General features: G+C 34.5%; 4 protein-coding genes. All 4 read left to right on the top strand.

Annotation, left to right across the window (positions count from 1 at the left end):
• Positions 1–480, top strand: a 480-nt coding sequence (locus tag H8909_RS13565) for a DUF6431 domain-containing protein (protein WP_238928305.1), incomplete at its 5' end; no start/stop codon positions are given.
• An 86-nt stretch (positions 481–566) separates the two neighbouring features.
• Positions 567–1,865: a TnsB C-terminal domain-containing protein gene (locus H8909_RS12800; RefSeq protein ID WP_187013095.1), complete on the top strand. Its 1,299-nt coding sequence runs from the start codon at positions 567–569 to the stop codon at positions 1,863–1,865.
• The gene (locus tag H8909_RS12795) at positions 1,865–2,671 is read left to right on the top strand and encodes an ExeA family protein (RefSeq protein ID WP_187013094.1); all 807 of its coding nucleotides are present in this window, start codon (positions 1,865–1,867) and stop codon (positions 2,669–2,671) included. Before H8909_RS12800 ends, H8909_RS12795 begins: the two co-directional genes overlap by 1 nt.
• 4 nt (positions 2,672–2,675) lie before the next feature.
• On the top strand, positions 2,676–2,993 hold the full coding sequence (locus tag H8909_RS12790; RefSeq protein WP_187013093.1) for a DUF6618 family protein: 318 nt from the start codon (positions 2,676–2,678) through the stop codon (positions 2,991–2,993).
• Positions 2,994–3,117: the final 124 nt, after the last annotated feature.

Raw genomic sequence — 3,117 nt, 5'->3', positions numbered from 1 at the left:
TCTACACAGCACACTCATAATAATTCTGCTTGTAAATCTTCTCAGCTTGTATATTTTAAAAATTATTCCAGACATTATGTATCTTTTCATGATAGTGTTCAAGATAATATGATTACAATTCCTGTTCTATACTGTAAAAATGACAAGCACTATCATGCCATTCTTCCAAACTCTATTATTGTTCCTTATTCATCTTTTTCTATTTTTTTCATTCTAAAGGTACTCGCATTAAAATCATGTTCAGCTTTTACTGTTGAAGAAATAACAGAACGATTTTGTATATCGACTTCTACTCTCTACAGATGGATGTCTAAATATAATGCGTATTTGAGAATATTCAGTACCTTGAAAAACAGATATCATATGCATTTCTTTGTACATCTTATCTATGATTTCAGTAATGTTATCCATGATATCTTCGACTTCAATCTTCGTACACTTTTTCAATATGACCGCACTTTATTCAATCATGATCCCTGATTGAATTTCTTCAGTCTCAATTAAATAAGTTGGCAATATCTTTCGTATTTTGGCTGTTCTATACTCAATTATGAGGAGGAAGATATATGAACATACAAAATACAGACAGTTATGAGTATAGAAAACTTATCGGCCAGATAAAATTTTCGTTTATAGCACCTGTTGTATCACGAACTTTTATAGATGATTCAATAAATGCCTACTTTAAACGCGTCTCTGAAACTGAGATTGACTGGCCAGATGGCACAAAAAGAAGGTTTTCTGATCAGACGATGAAATGGTGGCTCCATATATACAGGAAATATGGTTTTGAAGGTCTGATGCCTAAGGATCGTCTAGATCTTGGCAGAGTAAGAAAACTTGATGATGACCATAAAAGATATATTGCCGATCTTATTGGTCAATATCCCAAGATTACAGGGGTCATGATCTATGAAAAAATGATTGAAGATGGTGTATTAAATACAGGTGACTGTTCCGTTGATACTATACAGCGCTATATCAGAAACAGCGGCTTACGAAATGGACAAGGTGAGACTTTAGTCAAGGAAAGAAGGACCTGGGAATTCGCTCATTCATGTGATGGCTATGAAGCTGATACCTGTCATACATTTTATATCTACGATGAAGACAGCACATACAGGAAAACGTATCTGATTGCCATTATCGACAATCATTCAAGAATGATCGTTGGTGCGGAGTTCTTTTTCAATGACAATGCCGTCAATTTTCAAAAGGTATGGCATGATGCTGTCTTAAGATACGGCAGAAGTAAAGTAATCATCTTAGATAATGGCAGCAGCTACAAAAATAAAAGCACCAAGGAAATAGAGGCAAAACTCGGGACTAAGATCATTTATAATCCCCCATATCAGCCTGTCGGAAAAGCTTTGATAGAAAGATTCTTTCATACAATGAAGATGCGTTTTATGGATGTACATAAGGGAAGCGACTATCATTCACTTTCTCAATTAAATGATGATCTTAATAAATGGATAAATGAGTATAACAGAACAATCCACTCATCATTGAAAGATGATGAGAATGACAATCACACACCTCTAGAACGCTATATGTATGATATGAAAGATGTTGAAGTATCAAGACTATCAAATAAATCACCTATTGAATACGCTTCGTGGCTTGATGATGTGTTTCTTCATGAAACCACGAGAAAGGTCAATGGTGATTCAACAGTCCTTATTGAAAATCAGCTTTTTGATGTTCCTTCTGTCTATATAGGAATGAGAGTTATTATCCGCTATAATCCAAGAACTTTTGAAGGGACATATCTTTATGATGTTTCTCAAAAGGAAAAGGTCCCTTTAAAAAGAACGGATCGTATTGAAAACGGAAAAACAAGAAGAGAGGAGATCATTTACTGATGGAAATGACAACGTATTATGGGATGGATAAAAATCCATTTATCAAGGATGCGGCTGTATCAACACTGTTTACATCCAATGACTTTAAACAGATGACAAACAGACTGGAATTTATTATCAGATCCAGAGGAATTGGTGTCTTCTTGAGCAGTCCAGGAATGGGAAAGACAACATGTCTTAGAAAAACATTGGAAGCACTCAATCCGAACCGTTATGTCGTCATCTATATATGCATGACGACTATTACAGCCATTGACTTTTATCGTATGCTTAATGATGCACTTGGTTTGGAAGAAACAACTAAAAAATCACAGATGTTCAAGCAGATACAGGATGAACTTAAAAGACTGACATCAGAAAATAAGATGGAGGTCATCATAGCGATTGATGAAGCCCAGTTTTTGAGAAAAGAGGTATTGAGAGAATTCATTATGCTTATGAACTTTGACTATGACTCAAAAGATTACTGTACACTTATATTTGTTGGACAAAATGAATTTCTGAGAACATTGCGTCTTAAAGCACTTGAACCGCTCAGACAGCGTATCAATATGAATTATACCTTTACTGGCTTTAATGAGGAAGAGGTCAAGGATTACGTGGTATCAAGACTGAAATCTGTCAACTGCAGAAGCGACCTGTTCAAAGATGAATGTTACCATACACTGTATTCCATGATGAATACATCAGTAAGAATACTTAATCAGCTTATAAATAAAAGTCTGATACTTGGTATGCATTACAACAAGGAAACAATCGACAGTGAACTGGTGATGCAGGCAAGCAAGGAACTGATGCTGGGATAGGATTATGAATTACATATATAAAGATAAAAACGCAAAGAAATGTATTGGAGAAATAAGCAGCCTGACTATTACACCATTCTTTGCCTTTGAAATTACAGCAGATAAACAGACAATAAGCTGTTATCTTGATCATTTATTGTCAGAATGGCATATATGTATAGTTAATTATGAAATAGATGTTGAACTTGCACATCCAACAGATATATTCTTGAATGCAAATGCAATCTTTGAAAAAACAAGGGATGAAGAGTTAAGTTTACAGATTGCCTATGCCGTAAATACAGTCTATAAAGAAAGAAATTACAGTGAAGATGTACTCTAGTGGTACATCTTTTCTTTATCTATGATTTATTGATTGAAATAAACTGCGGTCGCTATAAGAATACATTATTATATAGGGTAATATAATTTGCAGTTATCAGATGGGTAGAGTTTGCGGTTTAACA

The organism is Catenibacterium faecis, from assembly GCF_014306455.1.
Classification (GTDB): domain Bacteria; phylum Bacillota_I; class Bacilli_A; order Erysipelotrichales; family Coprobacillaceae; genus Catenibacterium; species Catenibacterium mitsuoka_A.
This window is presented reverse-complemented; position numbering and strand designations above follow the sequence as displayed.